Below are 17,551 nucleotides of genomic sequence, written 5' to 3'. Positions count from 1 at the left end.
ATCGGTTCGTGGAATGCCCCACAGTCTATTGGCTGCGTCGGGCGCGCAGGCGCGGCTGTGGACAACGCCCTGGAGGCCCGGTGCCGGTCCGCCGGACCGGCACCGGGCCTCCAGGGTGTCAGACGATCACTTCCCGTTCTGGTCCCCCGCAGCCGGCGCCGCCGGGGCCACCGTCGCGGCGGGCGCCGGAGCGGCGGGCGCAGCGGGAGCGGCAGGCGCAGCCGTCGGCGTCGTCTGGTCGTCCTGCGCCGCCCCCTGCCCGGACGAGGACCCCGACGAGGACGAGGACGAAGACGACGAAGACGACTTGCTCGCCTGCCCGATCATCGCCTGGCTCGGCGCCGGCAGCGCTCCCCCGCCGACGGTCTGGTCCAGGTACGCCATCATCGACTTCCCGACCCCGAACTTCGCGCTGTACCCGGTGGTGCCCTGCAGGAACGGCCAGTTCGCCAGGCTCACGCTCCCCTGCACGTTGCCGACCCAGGTGGCGTTCGTGTACTTCGTCGACGACGCGACCAGCCAGTTCTGCACGTCACCGTCGGTGGTGCCGGTCTTCGCGAACTTCGCCACGCTGTCGCCGGGGTTCGCGCTCGCGGCCGTCCCCGACCCGGACAGCACGCCCTGCAGCGCGTAGTCGACCGTGCCCGCGACGTCGGCGGAGACGCCCTGTGTGCAGGACGACGGCGTCGGGGTGATCTTCGTGCCGTCCGCCTCGGTCACCGAGTCGATCGCGGTGGGCGTGCACACGATGCCGCCGTTGGCGAAGCCCGCGTAGGCCTCGGCCAGGTCGATCGGCGACAGCTCGTTCACGCCGAGGATCGACGACGGCGTCTGCGTCAGGTCCCCGCCGTCGGCGCGGTGGATGCCCATCGACTGCGCGAGCTGGGCGATCTTGCACAGGTCGAGCTGCTTCCCCATCTGGGCGTACGCGGTGTTGATCGACTCGACCGTCGCCGCCTCGACCGACATCGACGACGGCACGCTCTCGGCGTTGGCGACGTTCCAGGTGCCGCCCGCGACGTTCTGGCAGGTGTTGGTGAACTCGGCGTTCTCGAACTGGTGCTCCGAGGTGGTGACCGAATCGGACAGGGTGTGCCCGCTGGCGAGCCACTCGGCCAGGGTGAACACCTTGTAGGTCGAGCCGGTCTGGAACCCGCCGGAGTTGCCGTACCCGGAGTCGGCGCTGTAGTTCACCGCCGTGGCGCCGGCCGCGGCGTTGTCCCCCTGCGTGTACGTGGTGTTCTGGACCATCGACATGATCCGGCCGGTGCCGGGCTCCACGGTGACGTTCGAGCCGCCGACGTCCACGCCGGTCATCGTGGCCGGCACGTAGGTGGACAGGGCGGACTGTGCCTGGCCCTGCAGGTCGAGGTCTAGCGAGGTGTGGATCTGCAGGCCCTTGGTGTCGAGCGTGGCGATGCGTGCCGCCGCGGTCTTGCCGAACGCGGGGTCCTGCAGCACCTGGTCGCGGACGTAGTCGCAGAAGTAACCGGCGTCGTAGTGCGTCGCGGCGGTCGAGCACCCGTTGGCGGTCTCGGTGATCTTCGGCGTGACCGGCGTCGCGATCGCCTTCGTCATCTGGGCCTTCGTGATCGACCCGTGCGCCTGCATCCGCCGGAGCACGTAGTCGCGGCGATCCTTCGTCAGCTCGTACCCGTTGGCCTTGCCGTTGTCCTTGTCGCTCGGCACGTCGATGCGCAGGTTCGACGGGTTGTTGAGGATCGCGACGAGCGTGGCCGACTGCACGAGCGACAGGTCCTTCGCGTGCACGCCGAAGTAGTACTCGGCCCCGGCCTCGGCCCCGTAGACCCGCCCGCCGAGCCCGACGATGTTGAGGTACCCGGTCAGGATCTCGTCCTTCGAGTACTTCTTGTTCACCGCGATCGCGTACCGCATCTCCTGCAGCTTGCGCTGCGGCGTGACGCCGGCCGCGTCCTCGTAGCAGGCTTCGACCTTCTTCTCGGTGGCGGCCTGGTCCTTGCCCGTGAGCTCCTCGCACTGCTGCACCAGGACGTTCTTGACGTACTGCTGCGTGATGCTCGAGCCGCCCTGCACGTCCCCGCCGACGACGGTCGCGGCGACCCCGCGGAGCGTTCCGAGCACGTCGATGCCGCCCTCGTCGTAGTAGCGCGGGTCCTCGGTGTCGATCGCCGCCTGCTTGAGCGAGTCCGCCATCTGGTCCGCCGTCACGTTCGTGCGGTTCTCGGCGTAGAACGAGGCGATCTTGACCTGCTTCCCGCCCTGCTCCGCGAACACGGACGACACCTGCTGCGGGGTCTGCACGTCGAGGTAGGTCGGCAGGTCCTCGAAGAACGAGACCGCCCCGGACGTCCCCTCACCCGCGACGGCGACCGCCGGGGTCACCGCGACGGCGACGAGCATGCCGGCGAGCACGGACATCACCACGAACATCAGGAGAGCACCAGGCCATCGCACCACACGCATGACGGCACCGTAGGCAGCAGGGCTGTACTGGTTCTGCCCTGGAACGAGTGCAGGCTGCGGTCGCGCTCAGGTTGCCACCCAGGCGGTTCCGAGGTCGGGTCGCGATCCGCGCGGGCGCACCGATCCGGCCGGGAGGCCCGCATCGGCTCCGCCACGTCGGCCGCCGGTCACGATCGGGTCACGCCCACCGCGTCGCCACGACCGGCGGGTCCGCCCGGTCGGTCAGGGCGCGGTCGGACACGGCCCGTCGGTCACGGCCGGTCAGTCACGGGGCTGCAGGTCCTGCGGGCGCACGAGGTACATGTCCGGCGAGGCGCCGACGATACCGTCACCACCCGACTTGCCGCGTCGGACCTGCTCGCGCACCAGGTCGCCGCGTCCGATGCCGATCAGGGCGACGTCGTGCAGCGATGCCGTGCCCGGCTTGAGGTAGTCGTTGTGGCCCACGGGGCGGCGGAACACGTCACCGGCCGACAGCGCATCGGCACCCCCGGCCAGGTCGAGCACGGTCGACCCGAACGACGCCCCGCCCGGGTCGGTGCCGAAGTACCCGGAGCCCGCGATGGGGTCGCTGTGCGCGCCGCCGACGAACACCTGCCCGGTGGCGACGGCGAGGTCGGCCGCCGTCCGGACGTCGCTGCCCGGCGATCCGAGCACGGTCAGGGTGTCGGCGGTCATCCGCCCCGACGCCAGGGCCGTCATCGCCGTGGTCGACCCGTACGAGTGCGCGACGATGTTCACGCGCGGTTGGTCGCCGGTGCGGATCACACGCAGTCCCGCGACGGTCCGTTCGAGCCGCTCCGCTCCGGTCCGGGCAAGCCCGAGCGACAGGATGTTGGACAGGTCCGGCGTGCGGTACCCCATCCACGCGACGACGGCGGCTCCCGACCCGTTGCCCGTGGCGGCGAGCGGCGCCAGGGTGGCCTGCTCGCGGGACAGGTCGTTGGCGGTGTTCGTGAAGTCGGTCATCTGCCCGGTGACCGTGAAGAACATGCCCGGCACCACGACGGTGACGTCGGCCGCGGTGTCGAGGTCGCCGATGCTGATCGCCGCACGCCCGGACCCCCGGGTGTCGAGCGCCACCAGGAAGCGCCGCGGGTCGCCGGCTTGCTGCACCAGGGAGTCCCGGACCTGCCCGAGCATCGCGGCCCGGGCTGCACCGAGGTCGGCGTCGGCGAGGCCGGACGTCAGCGTCGCGCGGTTCGCCCGGTCACGGACGGCGTACGGCACGCCCTCGAGGTTCCCGACCAGGGCGGGCGCGTGCGCGAGCAGTCGGTCCTGCTCGTCGGCGGGCAGGTGCGACCACCACTGCGCGACGGTCTGGGCGGGCGGCGGGTCGTCCTGCACCGTCGCCACGACGCCGCGGTCGGTTGCCGCGCTCCGCAGGTCGGCGGCACCGAGCGCACCGAGGTCCTCTACGAAGGCTCGTCCGTGTGCGGCGGCGAGGTCGTCGACCCGCACCGCTGTCGTGGACGACGCCACTGCAGCCAGCGGTGCCGACGCAGATGCCGACGCCGCCGCCGACGAGAGCACGTCGTCGACCGGGACGATGCGGGACGTGGCGGTGCTGGCGACCGTGACCGGGTGCGCCGGGGGCATGCCTGGGGCCTCGATCACTCCGAGCGAGTGCACCGAGGCGGTGAGCAGAGCCGCAGCGATGAGCAGCATTCGGGTCTCCCCCGGGAAGGCCGTCCCGACGTCCCCCTGCAGACGACGGGTGATGCTCGGTCGAGTCTATGGAGATGTCCGCGGATCATCCATGCGCGATGCAACTTGTCCCCCGAACTGGGCGCGTTCGACGGCGCGCCGCGCTCAGCGGATGCGACCGGTCGTGCTGTGCGCCCCGGTCGGTCCTCGGTCCTCAGTCCTCGGTCGTGGGCGCTTCCGGTTCGGCGAGCGCCGCGGGCCCCTCGGTCACGAGCAGGTGGAACTGCTCGGCGTCGATGATCCGGACGCCCAGCTGCTCGGCCTTCGTGAGCTTCGAACCGGCACCCGGACCGGCGGCCACGAAATCGGTCTTCTTGCTCACGCTCGAGGCAGCCTTGCCACCGGCGGTGATGATCGCCTCCTGGGCACCTTCGCGCGTGTAGCCCTCGAGCGACCCGGTCGCGACGACGGTGACGCCGGTCAGCACGCCGCCCTCGACGTCGGCGCTGCCCGGGCCGGGGTGGCCCGGGGTGGTGAACTGCACGCCGGCCGCGGTCCAGCGGTCGATGATCTCGCGGTGCCAGTCGACGTCGAACCAGGCGAGCAGGGCGTCGGCGATGATCCCGCCCACGCCGTCGACGGCGGCGAGGTCCTCGCGCGATGCCGACCGGATCGCGTCGAGGGACCCGAAGTGGTTCGCCAGGGCCCGGGCGGCGACGGGTCCGACGTGGCGGATGCTCAGGCCGACCAGGATCCGCCACAGGGGCTTCGTCTTCGCCGCGTCGATGTTCGCGAGCATCTCGAACGCGTTCTTCGACGGGTAGCGGCTCGGCTCACCGGTGTAGTCGGCGCCGCGTGCCTCGGGGTCGAACGGCGGGTCGGTCTTCTTGCGCGCCCGGCTGAACGGTGTGACGCGCTTCGGGGTGCCGTCGTCGTCGACCTTCTCCATGCCGGTCTCCGCGTCGCGGACGATGACCTCGATCGGGACGATGTCCTGCATCGTCAGGTCGAACAGTCCGGCCTCGGTGACGAGCGGCGGGGTCTCGGGGCGGAGCGGCTGCGTGAGTGCTGCGGCCGCGACCTCGCCGAGCCCCTCGATGTCGAGCGACCCGCGCGAGGCGATGTGCTCGACCCGACCGCGCACCTGCGCCGGGCAGCTCTTCGCGTTCGGGCAGCGCAGGTCGATGTCGCCTTCCTTCGCGGGGGCGAGCTCGGTGCCGCACTCCGGGCAGTTCGTCGGCATCACGAACTCACGCTCGGAGCCGTCACGGAGCTCGACCACCGGGCCGAGCACCTCGGGGATGACGTCGCCGGCCTTCCGCAGCACGACGGTGTCACCGATCAGCACGCCCTTCGCCTTGACGACCTGCTGGTTGTGCAACGTGGCCTGGCGGACGACGGACCCGGCGACCTCGGCCGGGGCCATCACCGCGAACGGGGTGGCACGGCCGGTGCGGCCGACGCTGACCACGATGTCGGTGAGCGTCGTGTGCACTTCTTCCGGCGGGTACTTGTAGGCGATCGCCCACCGCGGCGCCCGCGACGTCGACCCGAGTTCCTCGTGCAGGGCGAGGTCGTCGACCTTCACGACGACGCCGTCGATCTGGTGCTCGACGGACGACCGGCGCTCACCCGTGGTCCGGACGAAGGCGTTGACCTCGTCGATGGTGTCGAACACCCGGTAGTGGCTGCTCGTCGGGAGTCCCCAGGTCTGCAGCAGCTCGTACACCTCGGACTGGCTGCGGACGTCGGTGCCCTGCTCGAGTTCACGGACGGGCCACGCGCCGATGCCGTGCACGAGCATCCGCAGACGCCGCAGCCGGTCGACCATCAGTGCCCGCTTCGCCTCGGACTTGCCCTCTTCCTTCTGGCGGAGGGACCCGGCGGCGGCGTTGCGCGGGTTGGCGAACACGCGCTCCCCCGCCTCGCGCTGGTTGGCGTTGAGCTCGTCGAACTCGGCGACCGGGAAGAAGATCTCGCCCCGGACCTCGACCAGGGGCGGGTGACCGGTGCCGGACAGGCGGTCCGGGATCGTGCCCATCGTGCGGACGTTGCCGGTGACGTCCTCGCCGACCACGCCGTCACCGCGGGTGGCGGCGGAGACGAGCCGACCGTGCTCGTACCGCAGGTTGATCGCCAGGCCGTCGATCTTCAGCTCGGTCAGGAACCGCACGCGCTCGGCACCGGCGTCCCGCTGCACCTTGAGTGCCCACTCGGTGAGCTCGTCGGGGCTGAAGACGTTGTCGAGCGAGAGCATGCGCTCGGCGTGCTCGACCGGCGCGAACTGCGTCGTCTGCGCCTGCCCGCCCACGGTCTGCGTGGGGCTGTCGGGCGTCAGGAGTTCCGGGAACCGCCGTTCGATCGCGTCGAGGCGGTGCACGAGGGCGTCGTAGTCGGCGTCCGACAGGGGCGAGGCATTGCCCTCGTAGTAGTCGTGGCGCAGCTCGGTGACGCGGGCGCGCAACCGGTCGACCTCGCGCGCGGCCTGGGCGGCGTCGAGCCCGTCGGGGTCGATGGTCTCGAACGTCGCGTCGGTCTCGCTCATGGCATCAGTTCTACCGTGCGCCACCGACGCGGCGTGCAGCGAGCGTGTGCCCCGGGAGCGGCGGGGTCAGGCGTCGACGGGGACGGCGCTGACCGTGGAGTCGATCGTGCACTGGCCGAGCACCCGCGTGCCGACGTAGACCACGGCCGTCTGCCCGGGAGCGACCCCGTGCAGCGGCTCGTCGACGTCGATCACGAGCACGTCGTCCTGCACCCGGGCGGTCGCGGGCACCGGGTCGGCGTGCGCGCGGATCTGCACGTCGCAGGCGAACGGCGTCGCGGGGTCGGCCGGGGCCGTGCCCGCCCAGGTGAACCGTGAGCCGGACATCGAGGTGACGGCGAGGGCTTCCTTCGGGCCGACGACGACGGTGTTGTCCTTCGGGCGGATCTCGAGCACGAACCGGGGCTTGCCGTCCGGTGCCGGGCGACCGAGGGCCAGGCCGCGACGCTGTCCGACGGTGTAGCCGGTGGCGCCCTCGTGCGAGCCGACGACCGTGCCGTCGCGCTCGACGACCTCGCCGGGCGCGGTGCCGACGCGGTCCGCCAGCCAGCCGCGGGTGTCGCCGTCCGGGATGAAGCAGATGTCGTAGGAGTCCGGCTTCTGGGCGACCGTCAGCCCGCGCTCGGCGGCCTCGGCCCGGACCTCGTCCTTCGACGGGGTGGCTCCGAGCGGGAACATCGCGTGCTGCAGCTGCTCGGCGGTCAGGACCCCGAGCACGTACGACTGGTCCTTCGCCCACGCGGCCGAACGGTGCAGTTCGCGGGAGCCGTCCGGACCGGTGACGATCGAGGCGTAGTGCCCGGTCGCGACGGCGTCGAAGCCCAGGGCCAGTGCCTTCTCGAGCAGCGCCGCGAACTTGATCCGCTCGTTGCAACGCATGCAGGGGTTCGGGGTGCGGCCGGCCTGGTACTCGGCCACGAAGTCGTCGACGACGTCCTCCTTGAACCGGGCCGAGAAGTCCCACACGTAGTACGGGATCCCGAGAGCCGACGCGGCGCGCTGGGCGTCCATCGAGTCCTCGATGGTGCAGCACCCGCGGCTGCCGGTGCGCAGGGTGCCGGGCATCCGGCTCAGGGCCAGGTGCACACCCACCACGTCGTGGCCGGCGTCGACCGCCCGGGCTGCGGCCACCGCCGAGTCGACACCACCGCTCATCGCCGCAAGAACACGCATGCGTCCAGGGTAACCCGCCGACGAAGCGGTACCGCTGGCGTACCGTTGGTCGGGCGATGGCCACGACGGGGAACGACTCATTCGACTTCCGGTCCGTCCTGCTGTCCGGGTTCCTGCCCGCTGCGCTCTTCGCGATCGGCGAGGGCGCGATCATCCCGATCATCCCGATCGCGGCCGACTCGCTCGGTGCCAGCCTGGCGTTCGCGGGCTTCGTCGCCTCGCTCATCCTGGTCGGCGAGCTCATCGGCGACGTGCCGTCCGGCATCGTCGTCGCCCGCATCGGTGAGCGGAACGCGATGATCGGCGCCGCGCTCGTCTCGGTGGTCGGGCTCGTCGTCGCCACGACGGCCGCGAACGCCTGGGTCCTGGCACTCGGGGTGTTCCTGGTCGGTGTCTCCACCGCGGTGTTCGCCCTCGCCCGGCACGCCTACATGACCACCGCGATCCCCCTGCGGATCCGTGCCCGGGCGCTGTCGAGCCTGGGCGGCGTCTTCCGCTTCGGCTACTTCGTCGGCCCGTTCATCGCCGCCGGCGTCATCCACCTGACCGGCACCACCAGCAGCGCCTTCTGGATCCACGTCGTCTGCTGCCTGGCGGCGGCGACCGTGCTCCTGGTGCTGCGCGACCCCGCGACGGGCACGCGCGGTCTGCGGTTGCCGCCACGGGCCTCCCGGCTGTCGGCCGACCACACGACGGACGCGAGCGACCACGCGACCGAACCGCCTGCCGACACCGGCGCGCAGTTCGTCCAGCAGGAGGCGCAGGGGCTCTTCCGCACCATCCGCGCGAACGGGGCGGTCCTGCTGCGGCTCGGCAGCGGCGCCGGCCTGATCGGTGCGATGCGCGCCGGCCGGCAGGTGATCCTGCCGCTCTGGGCGGTGAGCGTCGGTCTCGACGACTCGACCGCGGCACTCGTGATCGGCATCGCCGGAGCCGTCGACTTCGCGCTCTTCTACACGAGCGGGCAGATCATGGACCGGTGGGGACGGCTCGCGAGCGCCCTGCCCTGCATGCTCGGCCTGAGCATCAGCTACTTCCTGCTCGCCTGGAGCGGCCACCTGGACGCCAGGGTCGGCTGGTTCGTCGCGATCGCGATGGGCATGTCCCTGGCCAACGGGGTCGGTTCCGGCATCCTCATGACGCTCGGCGCGGACCTCGCACCGCGCGACGCTCCGGCACCGTTCCTGGGGGCGTGGCGGTTCACCGGCGACTTCGGGTCGGCGGCCGCACCGCTCCTCATCTCCGGCGTGACCGCCGTCGCGTCCATCGCCGTCGCGAGCGGGGTGATGGGCGTGCTCGGCCTGGTCGGCGCGGGCATCCTGCTCCGGTACGTGCCCCGGTACCTGCCGCGCCCGCTGCGCTGACGCGCTGCCGTCCCGTGCGGGGTTCCGTTCTCGGTGGCACTCGGCCCACCCCGCACCACGTCCGGTTCCTCGCACCGGGTCGCGGAGCGCGCACGGTGCGTCCCACGGCCTGGAGGCCCGGCGCACGTCCGCCCCGCACCCCGCGCTCGGTAGACTGCCGCTGCTCGCGGGAGTGGTGGAATCGGTAGACACGCAGGATTTAGGTTCCTGTGCCCCAGGCGTGAGGGTTCGAGTCCCTCCTTCCGCACCGAGTCCCTCCTGGCGCACCGTTGCGGTCATCCGCACGCCTCGTGCAGGTCGACCCTGCGAGGGATGGCCCGGTCACTTCCGGGCGGTACCCTCATCCCGCGGGAGTCCTCCCCGTGACTCCCGCTCCACGACCGGAAGAACCATGCACTCCGTCGCACTCGCCCTGATCCCGTGGCTCGATCCGCAGTACATCCTCGACCACTTCGGGGCCATCGCCGTGCTCGTGGTCTGCGCGATCGTGTTCGCCGAGACCGGTCTGCTCATCGGCTTCATCTTCCCGGGCGACAGCCTGCTGGTCATCACCGGCCTGTTCGCCTTCGACCGCGGTGGCGAGATCGGCGGCATCCCGATCTGGGTCGCAGCGCTGATGATCGGCGCCGCCGCGTTCCTCGGCGGCGAGCTGGGGTACTACATCGGCAAGAAGGCCGGGCCCCCGATCTTCGAACGCAAGGACAGCGGGCTCTTCTCGAAGGCGAACGTCGAGCGCACCAACGCGTTCTTCCACCGCTTCGGCCCCCTGGCCGTGATCCTGGCGCGCTTCGTGCCGGTCGTCCGCACCTTCGCCCCGATCGCCGCGGGCGTCGGCCGGATGGACTACAAGAAGTACTCGCTCTACAACGCGATCGGCGCCGTGGTCTGGGGCGTCGGCGTGACGTTCCTCGGGTACTTCATCGGGCACATCCCGTTCGTGGCGCACATCGTCCGCGAGTACATCGACATCATCCTGCTCGCCGCGGTCGTCGTGACCGTCGTACCGATGGCGCTGACGTACCTGCGCAACGCCCGAAAGGCGAAGCACACGAACGAGGCCGAGGCCACCACGGCCCCGACCGTCGACCCGACGCTCTAGCCGCAGCACCGGCGCACAACCGAAGTCGCCCCGGACCACGTGATCACGTGGTTCGGGGCGACTTCGGTTGTGCGGAACGACGAGCGCGCCGGTGCTCAGACGCCGAAGTGCTCCCGCACGATCGGCGCGATGCCCCGGAACGCCTTGCTGCGGTGCGACAGGGCGTTCTTCTCGTCGCGGGTGAGCTCCGCCGACGAGCGGTCGGCGTCGTCCGGCCGGAACACCGGGTCGTAGCCGTGGCCGCCGTCACCGACGGGCTCCGTCAGCACCTCGCCGTTCCAGACCGCCTCGACCACGTGCTCCTGACCGTCGGGCGTCACGAAGGCCGCAGCGCACACGAATGCGGCGGTCCGCTCGACGACACCCTGCAGGTTCGTGAGCAGCAGCGCGATGTTGTCGGCGTCCGAGCGGGTGCCGGCGTAGCGGGCCGAGTGGATGCCCGGTGCGCCCCCGAGGGCGTCGACCGCGATCCCGGAGTCGTCGGCGAGCGCCGGCAGCCCCGTGTGGGCGACCGCGGCACGCGCCTTGATCAGGGCGTTCGCGGCGTAGCTGTCGCCGTCCTCGACCGGCTCGGGGCCGTCGTACCCGACGAGTTCGACACCCTCGCCCAGGGCCGACCCGAGGATCTCGCGCAGTTCGACGACCTTGCCCTGGTTGTGGGTGGCCAGCACCACCTCGCGGGACGTCACGCCAGACCCAGGACCGAACGCTGGATCGCCGCGAGCGACTGGTTGCCGGCCAGGCCGAGGTCGAGCAGGACGTTCAGCTCGTCACGGTCGAACGGCGCGTGCTCGGCGGTGCCCTGCACCTCGATGAACTTGCCCGAGCCCGTCGCGACGATGTTCATGTCGGTGTCGGCGGCGGAGTCCTCGGTGTAGGCGAGGTCGAGCATCGGCTCCCCCTTGACGATGCCGACCGAGATCGCCTGCACGCTGTCGGTGAGCGGGGTGGCCTTCTTCGCGATGAAGCCCTTGGCGCGGCCCCACTCGATCGCGTCGGCCATCGCCACGTACGCGCCCGTGATCGACGCCGTGCGGGTGCCGCCGTCGGCCTGCAGCACGTCGCAGTCGATGACCAGGGTGTTCTCGCCCAGGGCCTTCGTGTCGACGACCGCGCGGAGCGACCGCCCGATCAGGCGGGAGATCTCGTGGGTGCGGCCGCCGACCTTGCCCTTGATGGACTCGCGCTGCATGCGCTCGTTCGTCGACCGCGGCAGCATCGAGTACTCGGCGGTGACCCAGCCGGTGCCCTTGCCGGCGAGCCAGCGGGGCACGCCGTTGGTGAAGGACGCGGTGCAGAGCACCTTGGTGTCGCCGAAGGAGATGAGCGCGCTGCCCTCGGCCTGCGTGCTCCACCCCCGCTCGATGGTGACGGGACGGTGGTCGGTGGCGGTGCGGCCGTCGACGCGGAGGGTGTCGGTCATGGGGTCCTTTCGGTGCGGGGCAGCGTGATGGCCCCCGTCTGGAGGTGGCCGACGCTCGAGACCTCGGGACCGAGGAAGCGCCGGGCGAGCCGGATGAAGCCGTTCTTGTCGTCGCCCGTCGCCTCGAACGAGTAGGTCGGGGCGGTGGTCGCGGTGCGCTCGAGCCCGTGCTCCACGAGCCGGCGGTAGACGTCGTTCGCGGTCTCCTCGGCGCTGGAGACGAGCGTGACCTCCGGACCCATGACGAACTGGATCGCGGCGGACATGAGCGGGTAGTGGGTGCAGCCGAGCACGAGGGTGTCGACGTCGGCGGCACGGATCGGGTCGAGGTAGCCGGCCGCGATCTCGCGCAGGGACGGCGACGAGGTGTCCCCGGCCTCGACGAACTCGACGAACCGGGGGCACGCGGCGGTGGTCAGCGTGACGTCGGCGGCGACCGCGAAGGCGTCCTCGTAGGCGCGCGACGCGATGGTGCCGACGGTGCCGATCACCCCGACGCGGCCCGTCCGGGTCTGCTTGACGGCGGCGCGGGCCGCGGGCTGGATGACCTCGACGACGGGGATGCCGTACGCCTGCTCGTACCGTTCGCGGGCGTCGCGGAGCACGGCGGACGAGGCGGTGTTGCACGCGATCACCAGCGCCTTGACGCCCTGCTCGACCAGGTCGTCCATGACCTCGAGCGCGTAGCGGCGGACGTCGGCGATGGGCTTCGGGCCGTAGGGCGAGTGCACGGTGTCGCCGACGTACCGGATGCTCTCGCGCGGGAGCTGGTCGATGATGGCGCGGGCCACGGTGAGGCCGCCGACCCCGCTGTCGAAGACTCCGATCGGTGCATCCGTCACGGCACCAGCGTACCGACGCCCGCCGACCAGCACCGACGCGACCACGCGCGCCACGCAGGCCGGGCGCACGGGGTGATCCGGGCCTCCCCACCGTCACGTCACTAGTGTCGGAGACGTGACCAGCGCGCTCCTCACCGACCAGTACGAGCTCACCATGGTGGACGCCGCCCTGAAGGACGGCACCGCCGACCGCCGATGCGTCTTCGAGGTGTTCGCCCGGCGGCTGCCGGACGGCCGCCGCTACGGCGTCGCGGCCGGGCTCGGACGCTTCCTCACCGCCCTCGGCGACTTCCGCTTCGGCGACGAGGAGATCGGGTTCCTGCGCGACCGCGGTGTCATCGACGCCGGCACCGCCGCGTGGCTCGCCGACTACCGGTTCAGCGGCGACGTCCGCGCCTACCGGGAGGGCGAGGTCTACTTCCCGAACTCCCCCATCCTGCAGATCGAGGGCACCTTCGCCGAGGCCGTCGTGCTCGAGACCCTCGCCCTGAGCATCTTCAACGCGGACTCCGCGATCGCCTCGGCCGCCGCCCGCATGGTGTCCGCCGCCGACGGCCGCCCGCTCGCCGAGATGGGCTCCCGCCGCACCGGTGAGTGGAACGCCGTCGCCGCCGCCCGTGCCGCGTACATCGCCGGCTTCGGTGCGACGAGCAACCTCGAGGCCGGCCGCACCTGGGGCATCCCCACGATGGGTACCGCCGCGCACGCCTTCACGCTGCTGCACGACTCCGAGGAGCAGGCGTTCCGGTCGCAGCTCGACGCGCTCGGCAACGGCACGACCCTGCTCGTCGACACCTACGACATCGAGGCCGCGGTCGAGACGGCCGTCCGGCTCACCGACGGCAAGCTCGGCGGCGTCCGGATCGACAGCGGCGACCTGCCGTCCGTCGTCGCCGCCGTGCGTGCGCAGCTCGACCGCCTCGGCGCGACGAGCACGAAGATCACGGTGACGAACGACCTCGACGAGTACACGATCGCCGCGCTCCGAGCCGCCCCGGTCGACTCGTACGGCGTCGGCACCTCGGTCGTCTCCGGCTCCGGGCACCCGGCCGCCGGCATGGTGTTCAAGCTCGTCGCGCACCGGGACGCGGACGGCGGCGACTGGGTCCCCGTCGCCAAGAAGTCGGCCGACAAGGCGTCGATCGGCGGCCGGAAGGAGGCGGGCCGACGGCTCCGCAACGGCGTCGCCACCGCCGAGATCGTGCTCACCGGCGCGCAGGTCGGCCCGGACGAGCGGCCGCTGCTGGTCCCCGTGGTCACCGGCGGCGAGGTCGACCCGGCGTTCCTCGGCACGCAGGGGGTCGAGGCCGCACGCGCGCACCACAAGCGCGCGAAGGCGGAGCTGCCCGCCGATGCGTCGCGCATCGGGCGCGGCGACGCCGCCATCCCCACGCTCGTGATCTAGGGCACGCGTCGCGTCGCGACGCGTCGCGCGTCACATCGCGTCGCGGCGCCGCTTCGTGAGCAGCAATGGTCGGGTCTGCGTGACGGACCCGACCATTGCTGCTCACGAAGCGGCCGACAGGCGGACGGGAGGCCCGTGGCGGCGTCGCCACGGGCCTCCCGTCCGTCTGCTGGTCGCGTCTACTCGGCCTTCATCTTCTCGTAGATGGCCTTGCAGTCCGGGCAGACCGGGAACTTCTCCGGGTCGCGACCCGGGATCCACTTCTTGCCGCACAGCGCCTTGACCGGCTTGCCGGACAGCGCCGACTGCAGGATCTTGTCCTTCTTGACGTAGTGCGAGAACCGCTCGTGGTCACCGGGTTCGATCGCTTCGTCTTCGAGGAGCTTCTCGAGCTCCCGGTCCATCACGTCGAGGCCGCCGCCTGGTTCCGTCATGCTCATGGGTCCAGGGTACGACGGTCCGCCCTCGGGCGCGCCGCTCGTCCGCGCTCTGCGCCGCTCGTTGCGCTGTGTCGCTAGTTGCGCTGTGCCGCGGCGAGCAGGTCGGGGCCGCGGCGGTCGAACAGGCGTCCGCCGGCGGAGACACCGATCACGAGCACGACGGCACCGACCCCGATGCCCACCAGGAGCGTCAGCACCGACCAGGGCTCCGGACCCTGCACGACGGCGAGCACCGCGAGACAGGCTGCGGGGACCGTGCAGAGCACGATGCCGATCACCATGGACGCCTGCGCGACCGTGGCGGTGACGCCGGCGGCCTGGGGCTGCTGGAAGGGGTGGTCGCCCGGCCGCACCGTCGGGTAGGGCATGAGCACGGACAGGACGCTCGACAACCCGAGGCCGGACAGCAGCGCGCTCGCACTCACGCCGATGAGCAGCGGGAACGCGGCCCAGTCTCCGAACAGCCGGGCGGACAGCGCGGCCCCGGCGACGATCGCGGGCGCCCCCACGACCAGCACGGGCACGACACGACCGAGCCGGTCGCTCCACCCGGGCGCACCCGAGGCGACGTGCAGCCACACGGCGGTGTTGTCGTACGAGACGTCGTTGTGCGGCAGGAACCCGGCGATCAGGGCCATCAGCGGCAGCGGCACGAGCGCGGTCCACTGCCACGGCACCCCGGCGACACCGAGCGGGATGACCACGATCGGCACGAGCAGGATGATGAGGTACGACGTGCGGTACCGCGGGTCGCGGACCCAGTAGGTGAGCGCCCGGGCAGCGACGGCCGACACCGGGGCCGAACCGAACCGGTCGAACCAGCCCAGGCCCTGGTAGCGGCGGGTGCGGGCGCGGTCGTCGACGGTCTCGAGCGCACGGCCGACGAGTGCCCACCACGCCCAGGCGAGGAGCGCGACGACGGCGACCGCGACGAGGAGCTTCAGGACACCCGCGCCGACGTGGCCGCTCGCGACCTCGGCGGGCACGGCCCACGCGGCACCCCACGGGGTCCACCCGGCGACGTCCGCGACGCGCTGCATCTCGGCGCCCTGCGGGTCGAGCCAGTCGACGCGCAGCAGCAGCGCCACCGTCGGGATCGAGAGCGCGATGATGACGAGCGCCACCAGCCACCCGGCGTCGCGGGAGCGGTCCGGCCCGATCAGCCGGGAGCCGACGGTGCAGCAGACCCGGATGAGGAGCGCGCACGTGGCGACGCCGAGCAGCCCACCGAGCACCGCGAGCAGCCCGAGACCGGGGTCGCGAGCCCAAGCGACGACCTGGCCGACCGCGACGACGACCACACCGATCACCGGGATGCCGACGAGGCCGGCGACGACGAGTCCGATCGCCAGGCGACGGCGCTCGATGCCGAAGACCGCGAAGCGCCGCGGGTGGAGCTGGTCGCTCCGGCCGACGACGAGCGGCACGACCGTGAACCCGAAGGTGATCAGGGTGCCCACGGGCACGATGACGGCACGCGCGACGTCCGGGTCGGCGTCACCGAGGGCGATGGTCTGCGACGCGACGAACACGGCGGCGAGGAGTCCGACGAGGCTGGCGAGCACGACGGCGACGGACCGGCGGGCGGTGCCGCGGACCTCGCCCGCGAGCAGGTCCGCCCTCAGCCGGAGAAGCTGTGCAACCATTCCATGCTCTCCGCGACGACACGACCGCCGGCGAGTTCGACGAACTTGTCCTCGAGGCTCTTGCGCCCGCGGACCTGGGCCATGGTGCCGGACGCCAGGACCTTGCCACCGACGATGATGGCGACCGAGTCACAGGTGCGCTGCACGAGCTCCATCGAGTGGCTGGACAGCACGACCGTGCCGCCGCCCCGGGTGTACCGGCGCAGGATGTCCGTGATCGTCGCCGCGCTCACCGGGTCGACCGACTCGAACGGTTCGTCGAGCACGAGCACCCGCGGCGAGTGGATCAGGGTCGCGGCCAGGGCGATCTTCTTCGCCATGCCGACGGAGTAGTCGGCGACCTGGCGGCCCAGCGCCTCGCCCAGCCCGAAGGCCTCGGCGAGGTCGGCGCTGCGCTTCCGGGCGGTGGCCCCGTCGAGCCCGCGGAGTGTGGCCGAGTAGTAGAGGAGCTGCGCGCCGGTCAACCGGTCGAACAGGCGGAGCCGGTCGGGCAGCACACCGAGACTGCGCTTCGCCGCCGTCGGGTCGGCCCAGACGTCGTGGTCGAGCACCGTCACCGAGCCGGCGTCGGGGCGCAGCAGTCCGGTGATCATGGAGAGGGTCGTCGTCTTGCCGGCGCCGTTCGGGCCGACCACGCCGAAGATGGAGCCCTGCCGGATCTCGAGGTCGACCTCGTCGACGGCCAGGGTCTGCCCGTACCGCTTGACCAGGCCGCTCGCCGCGAGCACGACGGGCTGGAGCGTCTGCGGCTGCTTCGGGGCGGCGGTGCGGGGCGCACGCTTCTTCGCCGCGGGCGCGGCTGCGGCGGTCGTCCGCTCGGCGTCGTCGGTCGCGTCGTCCGCGTCGGTCGGGACGGGAGGCGCGGCGTCGGTCCGCGGGGCGGCCTTCGTCGGGCGCTTGGCGCGTCCCTTGCCGTTGCGCGCCTTCGCGGGGCGGGGCGCCGCGGCCGTCGCGTCGTCGGTGCGGTTGTCCGTCGTCGCGTCGTCGGTGCGGGTCTCGGTCGTCGCTTCGGTGCCGGTCGTCGCGTCGGTGCCGGTCGTCGCGTCGTCCGGGTGGGTCTCCGTCGTCGCGTCGGTGCGGACGGCCGTCCCGTCGGTCATCGCGTCATCAGTGGCGGCGTCGTCCGCATCAGTGTCCCCCGTGTCGTCGTCGGCTGCGTCGTCCTCAGCAGCCGCGGCGGTGTCCGCATCGTCGGCGTCCCCCGCCTCGGTCATCCAAGCAGCGTCGGCCGTGGCGTACACGTCCTCGTTCTCTGCTCGCGCTGGCATCGACCCACCGTACCAACGCTCTCCGACCGTCGGGAACCGTCTCGGCCAGGGTCACGAATTGAGTACGAAGCGCGCAGACCCGTACCCCGCGAGGGGGTGTTTCCGTATCATTCACCAGGGCACGAAGGAGTGTTCACCACTTGGAAACCTGCTCCAGCAGGCGATCCCGGCAGCCTCCTCGCTGCGACGACCACGTCGACGCGACCGGTTCTCGGGCAACTCGGACGTTGGAAGCGCAGACTCGACGAGGCCCG

At 71.8% G+C, this 17,551-nt stretch carries 12 protein-coding genes, 1 tRNA gene and 1 pseudogene; 4 read left to right on the top strand and 10 right to left on the bottom strand.

Annotated features, from left to right (window positions below; all coding sequences use genetic code 11):
• Positions 1-126: 126 nt before the first annotated feature.
• From DEI96_RS04935 to mnmA, 4 genes are all read right to left on the bottom strand, one after another.
• The gene (locus DEI96_RS04935; RefSeq protein ID WP_111022648.1) at positions 127-2,445 is read right to left on the bottom strand and encodes a transglycosylase domain-containing protein; all 2,319 of its coding nucleotides are present in this window, start codon (positions 2,443-2,445) and stop codon (positions 127-129) included.
• 261 nt (positions 2,446-2,706) lie between these two features.
• A complete protein-coding gene (locus DEI96_RS04930; protein WP_111022647.1) occupies positions 2,707-4,113 on the bottom strand; it encodes an alpha/beta hydrolase in 1,407 nt (468 codons plus the stop codon).
• A gap of 193 nt (positions 4,114-4,306) precedes the next feature.
• Positions 4,307-6,637 (bottom strand): NAD-dependent DNA ligase LigA, encoded by a 2,331-nt coding sequence (gene ligA, locus DEI96_RS04925; RefSeq protein WP_111022646.1) that lies wholly within the window; start codon positions 6,635-6,637, stop codon positions 4,307-4,309.
• A gap of 66 nt (positions 6,638-6,703) precedes the next feature.
• A complete protein-coding gene (mnmA, locus tag DEI96_RS04920) occupies positions 6,704-7,810 on the bottom strand; it encodes a tRNA 2-thiouridine(34) synthase MnmA (protein WP_111022645.1) in 1,107 nt (368 codons plus the stop codon).
• A gap of 56 nt (positions 7,811-7,866) precedes the next feature.
• On the opposite strand from mnmA, the gene DEI96_RS04915 reads away from it, so the two are divergent.
• The 3 genes from DEI96_RS04915 to DEI96_RS04905 all read left to right on the top strand — a co-directional run bounded on the left by DEI96_RS04915 (position 7,867) and on the right by DEI96_RS04905 (position 10,273).
• Entirely contained in the window at positions 7,867-9,174 is a 1,308-nt protein-coding gene (locus DEI96_RS04915) for an MFS transporter (protein ID WP_111022644.1), read from the top strand.
• Between the two features lie 166 nt (positions 9,175-9,340).
• Positions 9,341-9,421, top strand: a tRNA-Leu gene (locus DEI96_RS04910).
• Positions 9,422-9,565: 144 nt separating this feature from the next.
• Positions 9,566-10,273, top strand: coding sequence for a DedA family protein (locus DEI96_RS04905; RefSeq protein ID WP_027464603.1), 708 nt, complete (start codon positions 9,566-9,568; stop codon positions 10,271-10,273).
• 95 nt (positions 10,274-10,368) lie between these two features.
• Here the strand turns inward: DEI96_RS04905 and rdgB are convergent, their stop codons facing one another.
• From rdgB to murI, 3 genes are read right to left on the bottom strand one after another with little or no spacing between them, the layout of a single operon-like run.
• Positions 10,369-10,962: an RdgB/HAM1 family non-canonical purine NTP pyrophosphatase gene (rdgB, locus tag DEI96_RS04900; RefSeq protein ID WP_027464602.1), complete on the bottom strand. Its 594-nt coding sequence runs from the start codon at positions 10,960-10,962 to the stop codon at positions 10,369-10,371.
• On the bottom strand, positions 10,959-11,696 hold the full coding sequence (gene rph / locus DEI96_RS04895) for a ribonuclease PH (RefSeq protein ID WP_111022643.1): 738 nt from the start codon (positions 11,694-11,696) through the stop codon (positions 10,959-10,961). Before rph ends, rdgB begins: the two co-directional genes overlap by 4 nt.
• Entirely contained in the window at positions 11,693-12,538 is an 846-nt protein-coding gene (gene murI, locus DEI96_RS04890) for a glutamate racemase (RefSeq protein WP_111022679.1), read from the bottom strand. The genes rph and murI overlap by 4 nt, the downstream gene beginning before the upstream one ends.
• A 112-nt stretch (positions 12,539-12,650) precedes the next feature.
• Between murI and DEI96_RS04885 the strand changes: the two are divergent.
• Positions 12,651-13,943, top strand: a pseudogene (locus DEI96_RS04885) (nicotinate phosphoribosyltransferase); the annotation flags it as partial.
• A 179-nt stretch (positions 13,944-14,122) separates the two neighbouring features.
• On the opposite strand, the gene DEI96_RS04880 reads toward DEI96_RS04885, so the two are convergent.
• The 3 genes from DEI96_RS04880 to DEI96_RS04870 form a co-directional block, all read right to left on the bottom strand.
• A complete protein-coding gene (locus DEI96_RS04880) occupies positions 14,123-14,383 on the bottom strand; it encodes a DUF3039 domain-containing protein (RefSeq protein ID WP_099051947.1) in 261 nt (86 codons plus the stop codon).
• Between the two features lie 74 nt (positions 14,384-14,457).
• The gene (locus DEI96_RS04875; protein ID WP_111022641.1) at positions 14,458-16,029 is read right to left on the bottom strand and encodes an ABC transporter permease; all 1,572 of its coding nucleotides are present in this window, start codon (positions 16,027-16,029) and stop codon (positions 14,458-14,460) included.
• Entirely contained in the window at positions 16,005-17,297 is a 1,293-nt protein-coding gene (locus tag DEI96_RS04870; RefSeq protein WP_258372728.1) for an ABC transporter ATP-binding protein, read from the bottom strand. The genes DEI96_RS04875 and DEI96_RS04870 overlap by 25 nt, the downstream gene beginning before the upstream one ends.
• Positions 17,298-17,551: the final 254 nt, after the last annotated feature.

This window comes from Curtobacterium sp. MCLR17_031 (assembly GCF_003234775.2).
Lineage (GTDB): Bacteria > Actinomycetota > Actinomycetes > Actinomycetales > Microbacteriaceae > Curtobacterium > Curtobacterium flaccumfaciens.
Note: the sequence above shows the minus strand (reverse complement) of the source record. Positions and strands in the feature narration are given on the sequence as shown.

What these genes read in the sequence shown, in the direction of transcription:
- DEI96_RS04935 (WP_111022648.1), bottom strand. Translation starts at nt 2,445, where the DNA reads ATGCGTGTGGTGCGATGGCCTGGTGCTCTCCTGATGTTCGTGGTGATG.
- DEI96_RS04930 (WP_111022647.1), bottom strand. Translation starts at nt 4,113, where the DNA reads ATGCTGCTCATCGCTGCGGCTCTGCTCACCGCCTCGGTGCACTCGCTC.
- ligA (WP_111022646.1), bottom strand. Translation starts at nt 6,637, where the DNA reads ATGAGCGAGACCGACGCGACGTTCGAGACCATCGACCCCGACGGGCTC.
- mnmA (WP_111022645.1), bottom strand. Translation starts at nt 7,810, where the DNA reads ATGCGTGTTCTTGCGGCGATGAGCGGTGGTGTCGACTCGGCGGTGGCC.
- DEI96_RS04915 (WP_111022644.1), top strand. Translation starts at nt 7,867, where the DNA reads ATGGCCACGACGGGGAACGACTCATTCGACTTCCGGTCCGTCCTGCTG.
- DEI96_RS04905 (WP_027464603.1), top strand. Translation starts at nt 9,566, where the DNA reads ATGCACTCCGTCGCACTCGCCCTGATCCCGTGGCTCGATCCGCAGTAC.
- rph (WP_111022643.1), bottom strand. Translation starts at nt 11,696, where the DNA reads ATGACCGACACCCTCCGCGTCGACGGCCGCACCGCCACCGACCACCGT.
- DEI96_RS04880 (WP_099051947.1), bottom strand. Translation starts at nt 14,383, where the DNA reads ATGAGCATGACGGAACCAGGCGGCGGCCTCGACGTGATGGACCGGGAG.
- DEI96_RS04875 (WP_111022641.1), bottom strand. Translation starts at nt 16,029, where the DNA reads ATGGTTGCACAGCTTCTCCGGCTGAGGGCGGACCTGCTCGCGGGCGAG.
- DEI96_RS04870 (WP_258372728.1), bottom strand. Translation starts at nt 17,297, where the DNA reads ATGCCAGCGCGAGCAGAGAACGAGGACGTGTACGCCACGGCCGACGCT.